This is a genomic window from Pseudomonas sp. DR48 (assembly GCF_019823085.1).
Taxonomy (GTDB): domain Bacteria; phylum Pseudomonadota; class Gammaproteobacteria; order Pseudomonadales; family Pseudomonadaceae; genus Aquipseudomonas.
On sequence record NZ_CP081946.1, the window covers coordinates 3,604,236 to 3,620,710 of the forward strand.

Below are 16,475 nucleotides of genomic sequence, written 5' to 3' on the forward strand. Positions count from 1 at the left end.
GTCCTCCATAAAGATCAGAAGGTTCCTGCAATGACCGCGACTCGCTGCCTACTGCCTATCCCCCATGGCAGCAACTCTGCGATCCCTTTTCTTCGTATTTGTCGTGATGCCTCACCCACTCCATGATTTCCTCTTCATTACGGCCCTTGGGCGTCAAATCCAGGTAGTTATAGGCGCCAACCAACAGGTCAAGCCCCCGCGCATAAGTGGAATACGTGTGAAAAATTTCACCCGCTTCACTGCGATAAAACACACTGAGACCAGGCAGTTCTTCCTCGGCGCCGTCAGACTTTTCGTAGTTGTACGTAGCTTTACCGGCGACAACGTCCTCGGCACGGGCGGAGACGCCGAAGTCGTAGTTGAAATCGCTGCCTTCTGACGACACCCAATCAAATTTCCAGCCCATACGCCGTTTGAATGCCTGGAATTCGGCGAACGGTGCGTGGGAAACCGCCACCACGGCGACGTCATGGTGGGCCAGGTGTTGGTTGGCGCCGTCAATGTGATCAGATAGGAACGAGCAGCCGGGGCAGCCTTCGTCCCATCCTGCGGCGAACATGAAGTGGTAGATGACCAGTTGGCTGCGGCCGCCGAACAGGTCGGCGAGTTTCAGTTCGCCGTGGGGGCCTTGGAAGCGGTAGTCCTTGTCGATTTTCACCCAAGGCAGGGCGCGGCGTTCGGCGCTGAGTTTGTCTCGTTCCTTGGTGAAGGCTTTTTCGTGGGCCAGGTGTTGTTTGCGGGCGACGAGCCATTCTTCGCGGGACACGACGGGATGATTCTGAATGTTCATTGGCTTTCTCCTGCGATGTGCTGGGAGGTGACTGACAAAGCCTAGTCGTTTGACCTACGCCAAATTCGACACGCCGCCGGGCGGTGCTGTTCGAAACCTCAGCTGAACGGCTGCACACCCAGTGGGTCACAACTTAAGAAGGCCATTTCACTCACAGGCTTCGGAGGTTGAATCAGGATGACAACTTACAACTGGGATTTGATTGAACGCTTGCTGCACGAAGTGCAGAACGGTGCTGCCAGTTACACCCCACGGGCTTATGCCGAAGATTACGCAGCCAAGAAAGCTACGGAGGGTGAGGAGCCGGAAAACCTGGATCACCTGAAAGCGGTGGCTGGCGAGTACGAAAAACTACTGTTGGCGCGTGGTTATATCGAGTCTCGGCCTGAAGAGCAGGGCGGTACGGGCTCCAATTACATTTTGACGCTCCGGGGCTCGAGTTTGTTGAGCCTGATCGACAGCAGCATTCCGGGTAATGACCATCCGCGCCAGGTATTGGATGAGCAGAAAGATGCGCTGGATGAGGGGACGTTTGATGAGGTGGCGTCGAAGGCGCAGATTGCCTGAATGCCCACCTGAAACCAATGTGGGAGCGAGCTTGCTCGCGAAGGCGGTGTGTCAGTTAACGATGATGTCGACTGATACACCGCCTTCGCGAGCAAGCTCGCTCCCACAGTTGATTGCGTGTTGTGCTTAGTTTTGTTTAGCGGCTTTCAGGCACTTCAGATCATTGAAGTCCTTCCTCACCCCTTCGATCTTTTTCAACAGCCGCTGGCGTTGCGCGGGTGTGCTTTCGGCCATCAGATCCACAATCAATCCCCGTGCCTGAGCCTCAGTATTGGCGTAGGCCTGACGGTAAGCCGGTGTCCATAAGCTCTCACGATTTACCAGAAGTGTCTCGATTCGCTGTGGGAATTCTGGACTGTGCCGTTGCTCGACCGCGGCACTGAACTGTTTCTGCCAGTGGGCGCGGTTGGCGATCCATTGGGTGTTCTGGTCGCCCAAGGCTTTCGACCAGGTCACCACGCGTTGTTGCTGGGTCGGGCTGAGTGGGCCGAGCCAGTCATTCAGGCGTTTTTGCATGCGCTCGCTACGTTCCTTGATCTGCTGATCGAGCGTCGGTTTCAGGTATTCCTCCTGGCGCTTGCGCTGGTCCTTGGCGAAGGCGTCGTTCATCTCTGCAACTTGTTTGTCGTCCAGCCCTTGTAACAATTCGATTGCCGACGGGGTGATTTCCCGGGCGGTCTGGGCGATGGCGGCTTTGGCTTCCTCCGTGCGGGTTTGCAGCGCGGCGTCGGTGACCTGATTGGTCTCGACCATGGTCTGCAAGCGATCAAGCCAGTCGAGGTATCCCGGCAGTTGCGTGCTGCAGTGCCAGCTCAAGTGCTCTTTGAGGCGCTCGTTGAACCAGCCTTTCTGCTCGCCGTTCATATCCAGGTAATCGCTGAGCGTCCATGGAATGATCACATCGAGATTGCGGTAGGCCAGGCCCACGCGGCTGCACGCACCGAGTGCGAGGCTGAGGGTGATGATGACGGCGAGACACTTTAACCAGCGCGGCATGGGCGAATCCTTGCGAAGTTCTGGCTTCTTGAGTGGATTCTTATAAGAGCGCTGCATGAGCGCGGCAGTTCAGCCCATTAATAGAATGCGCGTTCGGCCTTGAGGGTGACCAGTCCGTCGCATTGGCTGTTGTGCCCGGAATAGGCCGAGCAATCGCCGCCGTTGAGGCTGGATCCACTGTAGATCAAGTCCAGGTCGACGCCCATGAAGGGCCGGGAAAGTTGCACCGACCAATCGGTGAAACTGCCGACATATCCGCCGTCGACGGACACCGGGCTGTTGAGCTGGTGGGTGGTGTATTTCATGCTGATCCCGATGCCGAATGGCTGATTGCCGCCCAGGTCGGCGAAGACGGTGCTGTTCTGTTTGTCGGGGTCGTTGCTGAACGCTGCGCCGAAACGGCTGCCCAGGAAGGTCAGGCCACCGAACAGCTCCTGGCTGTCGAGGGTGTCCACTTTTGGATAGCTGTAATGGATCATGCCGACTTCATAGCCAAGGGTATGATCGAAAGACTGTTTGAAGCCCATGTAGGAGTCGACTTCAAGGTTGGCCCCAGGCGTCAAGCCCATACTGGGTGCCCATTGGCCCACATAGAAACCGCTGTTGTGGCTGAGGTCGAGTCCACCGTGGAACGAGCCAGTGGTGGAAGGCTTGACCAGTCCCTGCGCCATGCTGCGGCTGGCGGTGGTGCCTAATTTGAGATCGAAATCGCCCAATTCGCGCTGGAACACTTGCGCGTTGGCGAACGAACACGACAACAGGGTGCCGAGTAATAAACAGGAGGGGTTGAGCATGCGTCACTCCATGACCGCGGAGCAGGAACTAAAACCTACTGAAACGCTTGATCTAGACGTGTGCAAGCATACCGGCGAATGCTCGGCATCGAAGGCCGTTCGTCGATTTTTGAAAATTAGATGGGTTTTTCGGGGTGTTGCGGGGAGGGTTCCAGTCCAAGCGCTTCGAAGCTCAAAGCGCTTATGGACCAGTTAACGCGGGGTGTTACTTCTTGCCCAGCGTAATCTGCTTGGACGGGCCGAACGTCTGGCCGCTGACGCCTTTGGCAATTTGCTGGATCTCGCCGCCGGACTTGAGGAACGCAGCGATCTGGTTGTTGATTGATTCGCTGGTTTCAACGGCTGGAGCTGGCTTTGCTTTGCTGTTGGATGCTTTTACACGCATGGCGGCCATTAACCTGTAGAAAATTAACTTGGCCAGGCATCGTACATGAAATACTTGACAATTGCTTGGTAAATATCCCCTCAAAATACACATCGTAGGGCGTATTTATTCGCCGATTATTATTCGAAATAAGCCCCTAAGCCGCTGTTTTAACTAAGAACAAGGGGAGTGAAATTCAGCCGTTTGATCGGTCGAGGAGGGTATAAATCGACCGTGCAGTCTGACGAGCGGCCAGACACAGGCGGCAGAACCCGCGGAAATCAAGGCGTTCGGAAGAAAATCCGCTGTCACCGGGCTGGCCACGGAAACGCCGCCCGCAAAACCGGGTAGAATGTCGCCCACGCAATGAGGGTATTGGAAATGGCTTTAGTCGGGCGTTACAACAGTTTGCAAGTGGTTAAACACACTAACTTCGGTTTATATCTGGACGGTGGCGCGGAAGGCGAGATCCTTCTGCCTAATCGTTATATTCCCAAAGATATTCCCAGCGAAGATGAAGATTGGCTCAACGTTTTTATTTATCTGGACAGCGATGACAAACTCATCGCAACTACCGAAAAGCCGAAAGTTCAGGTCGGTGAATTCGCCAGTTTGAAAGTCGTTGAAGTCAACAGCATCGGTGTTTTCCTGGATTGGGGTCTGCCGAAGGATCTGCTGCTGCCGTACTCCGAAGAAAAGCGCCAGATGACCGCTGGCGAATATGTCGTGGTGCACGTCTACCTCGACAAACATACCCGCCGCATCACCGCGACGGCGCGTCTGGATCGCTATCTGGACAAGACCCCGGCCAATTACACCCCCGGTCAGGAAGTTGATTTGCTGGTGGCTGAAGCGACCGACATGGGCTTCAAGGCGATCATCAACAACAAGCACTGGGGCCTGATTCACAAGAACGAAATCTTCAAGTTCATGCGCGCCGGCAAAGAAGAGAAGGGCTTTATCAAAGAAGTCCGTGCCGACGGCAAGATCAGCCTGAGCCTGCAACCGGTCGGCGAAGAAGCGGCCACCAGCCTCAATTCGAAGATCCTTGCCAAGTTGCGTGAAAACAACGGCACCCTGCCGGTCAGCGACAAGAGCGACCCGACAGTGATCACCAATCTGTTCGGCGTCAGCAAAGGCAACTTCAAGAAGGCCATCGGTGCGCTGTACAAGAATGGCCAGATCGTCATTCATGCCGATCGCATTGAACTAAGCTGACCTCGCATCGGCCCCATGCAGGTCGATGGCATGGGGTTGAGCGGCTATGAAGAAATCATTGTGGGCTTACGCCGGCACCTTGCTGGCGTTTCTCGTGCTCGACGGCCTCTGGCTTGGCGTGTTGATGGCGCCCACTTATCGGGCGCTGCTCGGTTCGCTGATGCTCGATTCACCGCTGCTGGCCCCGGCAGCGGTGTTCTATCTGCTCTATGTATTCGGTTGTGTGGTGTTCGTTGTGTTGCCGGCGAAAACCTGGCGACGTGCCTCGGCGTTGGGCGCGTTGCTGGGGCTGGTGGCTTACGGCACGTATGACTTGAGTAATTGGGCGACGCTGCATGGGTGGTCGGCGCAGTTGGCGTTGATGGATATGGCCTGGGGTACTTTTGCGACGTGTGTGGCCTGTTCTATTGGATTCCTGGCTGCGCGCAAGGCCTAGTATCTCGGCGGTTTGCAGTGACGCCATCGCGAGCAGGCTCGCTCCCACATTTGATCTTCAGTGATTACAAATATTCGGTACGACAACAATCAAATGTGGGAGTGAGCCTGCTCGCGATTAGTTGCGCAGCAGCCACTTTTTCGGTTGTATACATAAAATCCTGCACCGTTTGCTGGCGGGGTTGCCCTGTTCATGGGCATTGTCGTGAGCTTCAACCCCTAATTGCTCGACGCTATCTGGCGCTGAAAGGCCGGTTTGTCACAGGTTCTTGTCGCATGGCACGCATTCTGCGTAGCAACTCGTATACAAACCATGCCAGCTCCCGTGTGCAGTGTGGTTGCTGCATCAATTCCGGGGGCTGTTTCGAGGAGCCCCGCGATGACCGAGCAATTGCCCAACGGCTACAGCCCCCGCCTGTATAACGAGGATCTGGGGCCGCTGCCGCAGAAATGGAATTGGTACAACATCTTCGCTTTCTGGATGAGCGATGTGCACAGCGTCGGCGGTTATGTGTTCGCTGCCAGTCTGTTCGCCCTGGGCCTCGCCAGTTGGCAGGTATTGATCGCGTTACTTGGCGGGATCTGTATCGTGCAACTGATCGCCAACCTGGTGGCCAAACCGAGCCAACAAGCGGCGGTGCCATACCCGGTGATCTGCCGACTGGCCTTCGGCGTGTTCGGGGCGAATATTCCTGCGGTTATCCGTGGGCTGATCGCCGTGGCCTGGTACGGAATTCAGACGTACCTCGCGTCCAGCGCCTTGATCATCGTTGTGTTGCGATTCTTTCCTTCAATGGCAGCCTACGCCGAACCGCATTTCGCCGGTTTGTCCTACCTCGGCTGGTTCGGTTTCCTTAGCTTGTGGTGTGTCCAGGCATTGGTGTTCTGGGCCGGCATGGAGTCGATCCGGCGTTTCATCGATTGGGCAGGGCCGGTGGTGTATGGCGTGATGTTCATGCTCGCGGGCTGGATCGTCTGGCAGGCCGGCTGGAGCAACATCAGTTTCACCCTCGCGGAAAAATCCCTGTCCGGCTGGGAAGCGTTCGGACAAGTGATTGTCGCCACGGCGCTGGTGGTGTCGTACTTTTCCGGCCCGACCCTGAATTTCGGTGACTTCAGTCGCTACTGCCGCAGCATGAAAGACGTGCGGCGTGGAAATTTCTGGGGCTTGCCGGTGAATTTTCTCGCCTTCTCCCTGGTTACGGTGGTCATCGTTTCCGGCACGTTGCCGGTGTTCGGTGAAATGCTGCACGACCCGATCGCCACTGTAGCGCGCATCGACAACAGCGTGGCCGTACTGCTCGGCGCCTTCGCTTTTGTCACCGCGACCATCGGCATCAACATCGTCGCCAACTTTGTGTCCCCTGCATTCGATTTCGCCAACGTCGCCCCGAGCAAAATCAGCTGGCGTGCCGGCGGGATGATTGCGGCCGTGGCCTCGATCTTCATCACCCCGTGGAACCTGTTCAACAACCCCGAAGTGATTCACTACACCCTCGACGTGTTGGCCGCATTCATCGGCCCGTTGTTCGGGATTCTGCTGGTGGATTACTACCTGATCAAAAAACAGCAGATTGACGTCGATGCGCTGTTCGATGATGGCCCCAGCGGTAAGTATTACTACAGCGGCGGGGTCAATTGGACGGCGGTCAAAGCGCTGATTCCTGCAACCCTCACGGGTGTGGCCATTACCTTTACCCCTGTGCTGCAACCGATGGCGAACTTCGCCTGGTTCACTGGCTGTTTCCTCGGAGGCGCGCTGTATTTCGTTCTGGCTTGGCGCCAGCAAGCCCAGCAAATCACTGCCGTGGCCACCGCCGGATGACGCAATCGGGAATTTAAAGGTCCCGTTCAGGCGGAATTTTCTGGCCAACTGGTTAATAATCGACAGCATAATTTTTCGCCCCGGCGATGCTTTTTGAACAAGCACGCCGGGGCTTTGCTTTTTACTGTCGAGTCACTGCCATGGATTGTGTTGTCGAGGTGTTCCGGTGAGCGCCACCCGGCGTAGCGCCGATGGATTTGCCCTGCAAGTGATGATCGGGTTGTGCCTGATCTGGGGCGTGCAACAGGTCATGATCAAGTGGGCGGCGCCCGATATTGCACCGGTGATGCAAGCGGCGGGGCGGTCGGGTATTTCCGCGTTGCTTGTAGGACTGTTGATCTGCTGGAAGGGCGGCTGGGATCAGGTCGGTAGCACTTGGCGTGGCGGGTTGCTGGCGGGGGCATTGTTCGGACTGGAGTTCTTCTTCATCTCCGAAGGTTTGCAACTGACCACGGCCGCACACATGTCGGTGTTCCTTTACACCGCGCCCATCTTCACCGCGTTGGGCGTGCACTGGCTGCTGCCCAGTGAGCGTTTGAGGCCCGTGCAGTGGCTGGGGATATTCCTCGCGTTCGTCGGGATCGCTGTTGCCTTTGCCGGCGGCGTGTCCTGGGACAACCTCGATCACCGCATGTTGATGGGCGATGCGTTGGGCGTTCTGGCGGGTGCCTCGTGGGGCGCGACCACAGTGGTGGTGCGCGCCTCGCGACTGTCGGAAGCGCCCGTCACCCTGACCCTGTTTTATCAACTGATCGTCGGATTCGTCGGCCTGCTGCTGATCGCGGTGCTCAGTGGCCAGGTCACCCATGTCAGCCTGACCACGTTTGCGGTGGCGAGCGTGCTGTTTCAGGGATTGGTGGTGTCGTTCTTCAGCTACCTGACATGGTTCTGGCTGTTGCGCCGTTACCTGGCGGCGAACCTGGCAGTGTTTTCGTTCATGACGCCGCTGTTCGGCGTCACGTTCGGCGTTGTGCTGCTGGGTGAGGAATTGAGCCTCAACTTCGTCATCGGCGCCGTGCTGGTGTTGCTCGGCATCACCTTTGTCAGCGCTGAGCAGTGGGTGCGCCGTCGTTTGCGCAAAGCCCTTGGGCAGCACTGACCGGGCGCAGTAACAGCCCGCCGGCGATGAGCAAGCCGCTGCCGGCGAATACCAGCGCTGGCGCCAATCCGCCGCTGAAGTGGCTGCTCAAGGCTGCCAGCAACGGCCCGCAGAGCTGGCCCACGGCAAAGCACGCGGTCAGCAGCCCGGCGTTGCGCTGGGTGGCGTGGGGCGCCAGCTCCCGGGAGCGTTGCATCACCAGTTGCATGCAGGCCAGGAACGGCGTGCCGCACAGGATCACCCCCAATGCCAGCCCCGGACCGCTGCCCAACAGGCAGGCGAAAACCCCGGCCGCCTGAAGCCACAATGTCGTTATCAACCAGTGACGCGTGCCATTCGCGGTTTGCCGACGCAGGCTGACCAGCACCACGCCGATGGCCGACGCCAGGCCGAAGCACGGCCAGAACAGGTCGGCCTGCCATTGGCCATGAAACTGTGCGCTGGCCATTTGTGAGAGGAATGTGGCCGGGATGATGTAGCCCAGACCGTACAAACCGTAGATCAAGCCCAAACGGCCGATGCCTTGATTGCCCGAAGTGGCGGCGTGTTGCACGGTGGGCGCACTCGCGCCAGGTTGCGGCAGAAAAAGCAGAATCCCAAGCAGCATCGCCAGCCCTACGCCGGCGTATACCAGCCACAGGGTGGCAGAGGTCTGCCCCAGCAGGTTCGAGCCCAAAGCCAACAACCCTGTCAGAAAAATCCCCAAACCCGGTCCGGCAAATACCAGAGCGCCCAGCCGTGGACGTCCGGCGGCTGCGGCCAGTGGCTGGCTCAACGCCGTAATCATCACCAACACCCACGCACTGGCGACGCCGGTGCCAAAGCGCAACACCAGGTGCGACCAGAAACCGTTGGCCCAAAACGACGCCAGGGTCAGTAGCACGCACAGCCACAAGCCTCCCAGCAGACGTCGCCGGACCTGCTCGGGGCGACGGGAGAACATCGCATCCACGGCGCCGACGAAGTAGCCGAGGTAGTTGGCCGCGGCAATCAGACCGGCGGCGGTCAGGTCGATCTGGCCTTCGCTGAGCAAGTGCGGCATCTGCGGGGTGAGGGCGAAACGCCCGATGCCCATGGCCATCATCAGGGCGATAAAACTGGCGGACAAGCGAATCAGAGGGGACATGGTCTGAGTTCCAGCAAAGGATCAATGACCGTCAGGCTAGGACTGATTGACTTTCTTTAAAAATGAATAATAGTGAGGAACTTGTTCTGAATTGGAGAAGATCGTGGAGTTCAGCCAATTACGGATCTTTCAGGCTGTCGCGCAGGAAGGCTCGATCACCCGCGCAGCGGAGCGTTTGCATCGGGTGCCGTCAAACCTGTCGACCCGGCTCAAACAGCTTGAAGAGCAACTGGGTGTAGAACTTTTCGTCCGCGAGCGTCAGCGTTTGCAGTTATCGCCTGCGGGAAAAGTCCTTCTGGACTACACCGCCAAGCTGTTCGCCCTGCATGATGAAGCCAGTGCGGCCGTGCAGGGCGGGCAACCGGCCGGGGATTTTGTGCTGGGCACCATGTACAGCACGGCGGCGATTCATCTGCCGGAGTTGTTGGCGCGTTATCACCGCACGTACCCGGCGGTGAACCTGCAGGTGCAGTCCGGGCCCAGCGGCGAATTGCTCGAAGGTTTGCTCACTGGTCGTCTCGATGCCGCGTTGGTGGATGGCCCGCTGGAACTGGCGGGCCTGGATGGCTTGCCATTGTGCGACGAACGGCTGGTGCTGATCAGCGAGGCCGACCACCCGCCGGTGCGTAGCGCGAGGGATGTGGAAGGCCGGTCAGTGTTCACCTTTCGGCAGGGCTGCTCGTATCGGATGCGTCTGGAGGCCTGGTTTGCTCATGACCACGCCGCCATGGGCCGGGCGATGGAGATCGAGTCCTACCCGGGGATGCTCGCCTGTGTGATCGCGGGTTCAGGGGTGGCGCTGATGTCGGAGTCGATGCTCGCCAGCCTGCCGGGTCGCGAACGCGTGGCGGTGCACCCGTTGGCCGAACCATTTGCCAGCGCAACCACCTGGCTGATGTGGCGCAAGGGCATGGTCGGGGCCAATCTGAATGCCTGGATCGAACAGCAGCAAGCGGTCTATCCATCGACAGCGTTTGAGGATCAGGCGATTGCTTGAACTAATGGTCAAGTATTTTGTTCAATTCAGTAACAGATCATTGCGGATTTGGACGAGCAATACGTAGGACTTCGGACTATTATCAGTGCGAAGCGGCTACAGAATTCCGGTCGCTCGGCACTACCCTGAAGGGGGCACCATGAAAGAGAAAATCCAAAACTGGCTGCACGATCTGGGTGTTGCACTCGGTTTGATTGAACCGCCTCTGCAACCTGTGCCTATTCGTACTGACGACGAACAACGCCGACGCCAGCAGCGCCGCCGGTAACGCGGCGCAAGTAGTGTTTGTAGCCGCTGCCGAGCCCGCGAGGCCGCGTTCGGCGGCTCAGACGCAAATGCAATAGAGTGGGGCGGATTTTCAATGCCGCCCGATCTCGATCAAAAACCGGCTCAAGTCATTCGCCGTCCGGGCGGTCTTGAGCATCTGGTCTTCTTCCGCCGTAAATGCCGTCAAGCCCAGCTCATCTTCCAAATGGAAGATCAACTCTTCGATTTCCTGCTTATCCAATCCCAACTGCGCCAGACTGGCGTTGTCGTCGAAGTCATCCTGACTTTCCAGCAGGCGGCTGATAAAGCGATGCACGGCGGCGCGAACGGCGGCTCTTTTCATGGCTGTTCTTCGAGGGCGTTATTCTTGTTTTCCCTGACGTTGAGTACAGCAGGCTTCAGGCATGTGAGCGCTGCCACTCGTCAATCATCGTGCGCAAATGCTCCCCGGAAAAACTGCCGAAATGCCCGCCGTGAACCGTGCGGATCGGCAACTCGCGCAAGCGCTGCAGGCTGCGGGCGTAGTCGTCGAGATTGGAGTGGTAGGCGTCTTCGATCAGCGGGCCGTCGTAGATGATGTCGCCGCTGAACAACGTTTCGGTCGCCGCTTCATACAGGCTGATGCCGCCCGGTGAATGCCCCGGTGTGTGCAGCACTTGCAGCACGCGATTACCGAGATCCAGCACGTCGCCTTCTTCAATCATGCCGGTGGCCGGTGCGGCTTTGACCCGGTATTCGGCGTAGCACAACGGACAGTCCGGGTGCGCCTCGAACATGTCGTCACCGACAAACGCTGTGCTCAGGGTGTTCTCGCCATCGGGGGCGGCAAGAATCTGGGCTTCGGCCGGATGCACCAGCCGTTCGGGGAATTCGTGATGCCCGGCAATGTGGTCGAAATGGCAGTGACTGGCCACCGCCACCAACGGCCGCTCGGTGATCCACGGCAGTTGCTCGCGCAGGCTCACCAGCCCCGATCCGCTGTCCAGCAGCAGGTCCTTGTCGCGGCCCTGAACGTGCCAGAGGTTGCAGCGGTAGAAGGGCCGGATGTAAGGCTCGTGAATCAGCCGAATGCCGTCACTGAGCTGTTTGACTTCGAACCACTGGTCGCGGCTGACGATCTTCATAAGCAGTTTCCTTCAGGCGAAAAAAAACGGGTGTGGCAACCGACGCCACACCCGTCGAAGAAAGCATCAAGTCGTTATATTCAGCTTAGGCTGGGCTGGCCACGGCTGCCGGGCGCGGGGACAGCAAGCTGACCAGCACGAAGCTCACCAGGCCGACGCCGAGGCTGTAGTAGATCGGAGTGTTGGCGTCCAGACCGTCTTTGAACATGAACACCAGCGCGGTAGCGAAGCCCATGCCCATGCTGGCGATAGCGCCGGCGGTGGTGGCGCGCTTCCAGAAAATCGCACCCATCAGCGGGATCAACATGCCACCGACCAACAGGTTGTAAGCCAGGGTCAGCGCGCTGATCACGTCGTTGACCACCAGCGCGATGCCGAGCACAACGATACCGGTCAGCAGGGTGAACAGGCGGTTGATGCCCAGGCTCGACTGTTTACCGCCACGCAGTTTCGGCAGCAGGTCTTCGGTCAGGGTGGTGGCAGCGGCGAGCAGGCCGGCGCTGGCGGTGGACATCATGGCCGCCAGTGCAGCCGCGATCACCAGGCCACGGATTCCGTCCGGCAGGGACAGTTTGACGATGGCGGCGAAGGCGTTGTTGACGTTGTCCAGGTCCGGGATCAGCACGTGAGCGGCCATGCCGATCAGGGCGCAGGCCAGTCCGTAAAGGATGCAGTAGAAACCGGCGAAGGTACCGGCGTACTGAGCGACTTTGGCCGACTTGACGGTGAACACCCGTTGCCAGATGTCCTGACCGATCAGGATGCCGAAGAAGTAGATCATGAAGTAGGTGATGATGGTGTCCCAACCGATGGTGGTGAAGCTGAAGGCGGTTGCCGGCAGTTTCAGCACCAACTCATCCCAGCCGCCGACGCGATACAGGCAGATCGGCAACAGGATGAACATCAGGCCTACGGTCTTGATCACGAACTGGACGATGTCGGTCAGGGTCAGGGACCACATGCCACCGATCGCCGAGTAGATCACCACGACGCCGCCACCGAGCAATACCGAGACCCAGAACGGCAGGCCGAACAGCACTTGCAGAACCGTGCCGATCGCCAGGATCGACGTCACGCCGATCATCAGCGCATAGGCCAGCATGATCGCCGCGCTCGCGGAGCGGGCCATCGGGTTGTAGCGTTTTTCCAGCACTTGGGTAACGGTGTAGATCTTCAGTTTCAATAGCGGTTTGGCGAGGAACAGGTTCAGCGCCACGATCCCGCAACCCAGTGCGGCGCAAAGCCAGAAACCGGAAATGCCGTGGACGTAGCCCAGGCGTACGGTGCCGACGGTGGACGCGCCGCCCAGCACGGTGGCGGCCATGGTACCCATGTACAGGCTCGGGCCGAGGTTACGGCCGGCGACCAAAAAGTCTTCGTTGGTCTTGGCCTTACGCATCCCGTAGTAGCCGAGTATCAGCATTGCGGCTGCGTAGATGAGTACGACGAATAAATCCAGTGCCATGTTGGCGTGTCTCCGATTGTCTTTTTTATGGTGAAGCGAAAATCAATTCCTGCGGGAACATCAATCCCTGTGGGAGCGTGGCTTGCACGCGATGGGAGTACAGCGATCTGTCAGACAGACCGCGTCATCGTTCATCGCGGGTAATCCCGCTCCCACAGGTCATGCGTTGGCCGAAGGTAATGCGTTTGATCAGGCGGCCTGTCGAGCCGCCGATTTACCGAGCGAATTGGAACCCTTGCTGCGTGCATCCTGCGGGCCGAACACTTCCCGTGACTCCGGGAACAGGCTGAGCAACGTCAGGTACACCAGCGACGCCAGGCCGAGGGTGACCGGCAGGCTGATGTCGATGCCGCCCGCCAGATCGCCCAGCACGCCGACGAACTGCCCTGGCAGGTTCACGAAGCACAGGCCCACCAGTGCGCTCGGGATCCAGGCACCCAGGCCACGCCAGTTCCAGCCGTGCGTGAACCAGTAGCGACCACCTTTCTCGCCGCGAGTGAACACCTGCAGGTCATCCGGGCAATAGAAGCCACGACGCACGACCAGGCCGATGATCATGATCACCATCCATGGAGTGGTGCAGGTGATGATCAGCACGGCGAAGGTCGACACGCTCTGCACCAGGTTCGCCGCGAAGCGACCGATGAAGATGAACGCGATCGACATCACACCGATCAGCAACGTCGCCTTGACCCGCGACAGTACGCGAGGGAACACGCTGGACATGTCCAGCCCGGTGCCATACAGCGACGTAGTGCCGGTGGACATGCCGCCGATCACCGCAATCAGGCACACCGGCAGGAAGAACCAGCTCGGCGAAACTGCCAGCAGACCGCCGACATAGTTGTTGGCCGCGATGTAGTCCGGCGCCTTGATCGCCACGATGGTGGCGGTCGCCAGGCCGAACAGGAACGGGATGAAGGTCGCAATCTGCGAGATTACTACCGCCGCCATGATCCGGCCTTTGGGCGTCTCACGAGGGATGTAGCGCGACCAGTCACCGAGGAACGCACCGAAAGAAATCGGGTTGCTCATCGCCACCAGCGCAGCGCCGATAAACGCCGCCCAGAAGCCCGGTTGGCCCATGCTCACGGTGCCGGCGTAGTTCACATCGAAAGGCCCGGCGAAGGCGAAGATGCCCAGCAGGAACAGCAAGCTGGCGCTCCACACGGCGATCTTGTTGACCCACAGCAGGAAGCGGAAGCCATAGATGCAGACGGTCAGCACCAGGATCGCGAACAGGCCATAGGCCAGGCCCAGGGTCAGGTCGGTTTCCGGCAGGCCGATCAAGCGTTTCGCACCACCGATCAGCGCATCACCCGAACTCCACACCGAGAGCGAGAAGAAGGCGATGGCGGTCAACAGCGACAGAAACGAACCGACGATCCGCCCGTGCACGCCGAAGTGCGCACCGGAAGACACGGCGTTGTTGGTGCCATTGATCGGGCCGAACAGGCCCATCGGCGCGAGGATCAGCGAACCCAGCAACACACCCAGCACAATCGCCCAGACACCGGCCTGAAATGACAGGCCGAACAGCACCGGGAAACTGCCGAGCACGGCGGTGGCAAAGGTATTCGAACCACCGAAGATCATCCGGAACAAGTCCGTCGGGCCTGCGGTGCGTTCGTTGTCCGGGATCTGTTCCACCCCATAGGTTTCAATTTGCGTAAGGCTTTGGTCTTTGTTGTTGTTATTCATGATCAGCTCCGATCATAAAGGCGCGCTCATCGTGTGTGAGCGTCACCTGTTTGGCTAAGTGGTTGGCAGCCCTTCCGGCATTGCGGACAAATGTTCGTGGCAGGCCAGCCATAGGCCTTGTTGTTCTTGGCCAGACGTTTGTTTCTTGAAAACAATCGTCTCGCGCTCCTGGCTGAAGTGTTGCTCCCCCTGCATGCGCAGCTCGGTGGCCACGTCATGGATAAAAATCGCTACATCACCCTGCAGGCTGACGAAGGCATTGCTCGAGGTGCACGAGAGCACCTCGAAGCCATCTTCCGAGCGCCAGGTGTCCCACAAAGCCTGATAGGCATCGCGTGACAGCAGAGGCTGTTCGAGGGTGTAAAAGACGAAGCTGGCATCGGCGCTGAAGGCGCCGAAGTAGGCTTCGCGATCGTTGCGGGCAAACGCCGACACCAGGTCGGCGGCGGCTTTCAGAACCTGATCACGTTCGTTCATCAACCATCCCTCAGCGGTGGGTCACGCCAGGCAGTACGCAGAGCATTTCGTACAGCAAGTTGGCGGCCAACAGCGAGGTGTTGCCGGTGGTGTCGTAAGCGGGCGAGACTTCTACCAGATCGCAGCCGATCAGGTCGAGGCCTTGGCAGCCACGAACGATTTCAATCGCCTGAATGGTCGTCAGGCCACCGATTTCCGGGGTGCCGGTGCCGGGCGCCCACGCTGGATCGATGCCGTCGATGTCGAAACTCAGGTACACCGGACCGCCGCCGACTTTCTCGCGAACTTCAGCCATCAGCGGAGCCAGGGATTTGTGCCAGCACTCTTCGGCCTGAACCACACGGAAGCCTTGTTTACGGCTCCAGTTGAAGTCTTCAGAGGTGTAGCCCTGAGCGCGCAGACCGATTTGCACCACGCGATCGCAATCGATCAGGCCTTCTTCGGCCGCGCGACGGAACGTGGTGCCGTGGGCGATTTTCTCGCCGAACATGTGGTCGTTCACATCGGCGTGAGCGTCGATGTGCACCAGGCCGACCTTGCCGTGCTTCTTGTGAATGGCACGCAGGATCGGCAGGGTGATGGTGTGGTCGCCGCCCAGGGTCAGGGGGATCACGTTATGTTCGAGGATGGCGTCGTAGGATTCTTCGATGATCCGTACGGCGTCCAGCAGGTTGAACGTGTTGATTGCCACGTCGCCGATGTCGGCCACCGACAGCGAGTCGAAGGGGGCAGCACCGGTCGCCATGTTGTACGGGCGGATCATGACCGATTCAGCGCGGATTTCGCGAGGTCCGAAACGGGTGCCTGGACGCAGGGAGGTGCCGATGTCCAGCGGGACACCAACGAAGGCAGCATCCAGACCGGCAGCGGTTGGCAAATGGGGAAGGCGCATCATGGTGGCGATGCCGCCGAAGCGCGGCATTTCATTGCCGCCCAGTGGTTGGTGAAGAATCTTGTCCACAGGAAAGGCCTCATCGTCGTTGTTTTATTTATGTCGGTTGCGCAGGTCTGGACAGACACAGGCACCGTTGTGGGGCGATTCTGCGAAATGTAGTGCACGGGAAGAATCGCTACGGGCAAATACTTAGTTCAGATTTTTCTAAACTAAAGGCCGCGACGACGATAGACTTGCCGCTGATCGTTCCCATGCTCTGCGTGGGAATGCATCCACGGACGCTCCGCGTCCCGCTTTTTTGTGCATGTGACGCAGAGCGTCACGGGCTACATTCC

18 protein-coding genes are annotated in these 16,475 nt (G+C 58.8%); 7 read left to right on the plus strand and 11 right to left on the minus strand.

Annotation, left to right across the window (positions count from 1 at the left end):
* Positions 1-55 precede the first annotated feature (55 nt).
* Positions 56-790, minus strand: a complete 735-nt coding sequence (locus K5K95_RS16270) for a DUF899 domain-containing protein (protein ID WP_222590247.1) — start codon at positions 788-790, stop codon at positions 56-58.
* A gap of 177 nt (positions 791-967) precedes the next feature.
* On the opposite strand from K5K95_RS16270, the gene K5K95_RS16275 reads away from it, so the two are divergent.
* Positions 968-1,357: a transcriptional regulator gene (locus K5K95_RS16275; protein WP_222590248.1), complete on the plus strand. Its 390-nt coding sequence runs from the start codon at positions 968-970 to the stop codon at positions 1,355-1,357.
* 126 nt (positions 1,358-1,483) lie between these two features.
* Here K5K95_RS16275 and K5K95_RS16280 read toward each other — a convergent pair whose 3' ends face one another.
* The 3 genes from K5K95_RS16280 to K5K95_RS16290 all read right to left on the minus strand — a co-directional run bounded on the left by K5K95_RS16280 (position 1,484) and on the right by K5K95_RS16290 (position 3,541).
* Positions 1,484-2,353, minus strand: coding sequence for a DUF6279 family lipoprotein (locus K5K95_RS16280; RefSeq protein ID WP_222590249.1), 870 nt, complete (start codon positions 2,351-2,353; stop codon positions 1,484-1,486).
* Between the two features lie 77 nt (positions 2,354-2,430).
* Positions 2,431-3,147 (minus strand): TorF family putative porin, encoded by a 717-nt coding sequence (locus K5K95_RS16285; RefSeq protein WP_222590250.1) that lies wholly within the window; start codon positions 3,145-3,147, stop codon positions 2,431-2,433.
* 205 nt (positions 3,148-3,352) lie between these two features.
* Complete coding sequence (locus K5K95_RS16290; protein WP_017337097.1) at positions 3,353-3,541, minus strand: hypothetical protein; 189 nt, start codon at positions 3,539-3,541, stop codon at positions 3,353-3,355.
* Positions 3,542-3,892: 351 nt separating this feature from the next.
* Between K5K95_RS16290 and K5K95_RS16295 the strand changes: the two genes are divergently transcribed.
* The 4 genes from K5K95_RS16295 to K5K95_RS16310 all read left to right on the plus strand — a co-directional run bounded on the left by K5K95_RS16295 (position 3,893) and on the right by K5K95_RS16310 (position 8,088).
* Entirely contained in the window at positions 3,893-4,729 is an 837-nt protein-coding gene (locus K5K95_RS16295) for a S1 RNA-binding domain-containing protein (RefSeq protein WP_090181387.1), read from the plus strand.
* A 46-nt stretch (positions 4,730-4,775) separates the two neighbouring features.
* On the plus strand, positions 4,776-5,165 hold the full coding sequence (locus K5K95_RS16300) for a DUF2177 family protein (protein WP_222590251.1): 390 nt from the start codon (positions 4,776-4,778) through the stop codon (positions 5,163-5,165).
* Positions 5,166-5,543: 378 nt separating this feature from the next.
* Positions 5,544-6,989, plus strand: coding sequence for an NCS1 family nucleobase:cation symporter-1 (locus K5K95_RS16305; protein WP_222590252.1), 1,446 nt, complete (start codon positions 5,544-5,546; stop codon positions 6,987-6,989).
* Positions 6,990-7,155: 166 nt separating this feature from the next.
* Entirely contained in the window at positions 7,156-8,088 is a 933-nt protein-coding gene (locus K5K95_RS16310) for a DMT family transporter (RefSeq protein ID WP_222585165.1), read from the plus strand.
* On the opposite strand, the gene K5K95_RS16315 is transcribed toward K5K95_RS16310, so the two are convergent.
* Positions 8,033-9,214 (minus strand): MFS transporter, encoded by a 1,182-nt coding sequence (locus K5K95_RS16315; protein WP_222585166.1) that lies wholly within the window; start codon positions 9,212-9,214, stop codon positions 8,033-8,035. The two genes, K5K95_RS16310 and K5K95_RS16315, sit on opposite strands and share 56 nt — an antisense overlap.
* A gap of 103 nt (positions 9,215-9,317) precedes the next feature.
* Here K5K95_RS16315 and ptrR point away from each other — a divergent pair, with 103 nt between their 5' ends.
* Together ptrR and K5K95_RS33080 are read left to right on the plus strand one after the other, a co-directional pair.
* A complete protein-coding gene (gene ptrR / locus K5K95_RS16320) occupies positions 9,318-10,211 on the plus strand; it encodes a putrescine utilization regulator PtrR (RefSeq protein ID WP_222585167.1) in 894 nt (297 codons plus the stop codon).
* 139 nt (positions 10,212-10,350) lie between these two features.
* The gene (locus tag K5K95_RS33080; protein WP_007914492.1) at positions 10,351-10,479 is read left to right on the plus strand and encodes a PA1414 family protein; all 129 of its coding nucleotides are present in this window, start codon (positions 10,351-10,353) and stop codon (positions 10,477-10,479) included.
* A 90-nt stretch (positions 10,480-10,569) separates the two neighbouring features.
* On the opposite strand, the gene K5K95_RS16325 is transcribed toward K5K95_RS33080, so the two are convergent.
* The 6 genes from K5K95_RS16325 to speB form a co-directional block, all read right to left on the minus strand.
* Positions 10,570-10,821: an acyl carrier protein gene (locus tag K5K95_RS16325; RefSeq protein ID WP_222585168.1), complete on the minus strand. Its 252-nt coding sequence runs from the start codon at positions 10,819-10,821 to the stop codon at positions 10,570-10,572.
* A 55-nt stretch (positions 10,822-10,876) separates the two neighbouring features.
* On the minus strand, positions 10,877-11,602 hold the full coding sequence (locus K5K95_RS16330) for an MBL fold metallo-hydrolase (protein ID WP_222585169.1): 726 nt from the start codon (positions 11,600-11,602) through the stop codon (positions 10,877-10,879).
* A gap of 85 nt (positions 11,603-11,687) precedes the next feature.
* Positions 11,688-13,067 (minus strand): sodium:solute symporter, encoded by a 1,380-nt coding sequence (locus tag K5K95_RS16335; protein WP_222585170.1) that lies wholly within the window; start codon positions 13,065-13,067, stop codon positions 11,688-11,690.
* A gap of 189 nt (positions 13,068-13,256) precedes the next feature.
* Positions 13,257-14,768, minus strand: coding sequence for a purine-cytosine permease family protein (locus tag K5K95_RS16340; RefSeq protein ID WP_222585171.1), 1,512 nt, complete (start codon positions 14,766-14,768; stop codon positions 13,257-13,259).
* 54 nt (positions 14,769-14,822) lie between these two features.
* Complete coding sequence (locus K5K95_RS16345) at positions 14,823-15,245, minus strand: YybH family protein (protein ID WP_222585172.1); 423 nt, start codon at positions 15,243-15,245, stop codon at positions 14,823-14,825.
* Positions 15,246-15,255: 10 nt separating this feature from the next.
* On the minus strand, positions 15,256-16,206 hold the full coding sequence (speB, locus tag K5K95_RS16350; RefSeq protein ID WP_090181405.1) for an agmatinase: 951 nt from the start codon (positions 16,204-16,206) through the stop codon (positions 15,256-15,258).
* Positions 16,207-16,475 lie beyond the last annotated feature (269 nt).